This is a genomic window from Phytobacter massiliensis JC163 (genome assembly GCF_000321045.1).
In the GTDB taxonomy this organism is placed as follows: domain Bacteria; phylum Pseudomonadota; class Gammaproteobacteria; order Enterobacterales; family Enterobacteriaceae; genus Phytobacter_A; species Phytobacter_A massiliensis.
In genome coordinates this window covers 1-244 of sequence record NZ_CAEO01000220.1, presented here as the reverse complement: position 1 = coordinate 244, position 244 = coordinate 1, and the positions used below count along the sequence as shown (strand labels likewise).

1 pseudogene is annotated in these 244 nt (G+C 57.0%); it reads left to right on the top strand.

Annotation, left to right across the window (positions count from 1 at the left end):
- Positions 1-244: pseudogene (locus ENTHG_RS00290) on the top strand (PTS N-acetyl glucosamine transporter subunit IIABC); the annotation flags it as partial.

Genomic DNA, 244 nt, shown 5'->3' with positions numbered 1-244 from the left:
GCCGGTGCTCTACTTCATCCACGCCGTGCTGACCGGTATCTCTGTCTTTATCGCCGCCAGCATGCAGTGGATTGCCGGGTTCGGCTTCAGCGCCGGTCTGGTGGATATGGTGCTCTCGTCACGTAACCCGCTGGCGGTGCACTGGTATATGCTGATCCTGCAGGGGCTGGTCTTCTTCGTTATCTACTACGTGGTATTCCGCTTCACCATTCAGAAATTCAACCTGCTGACCCCTGGCCGTGAA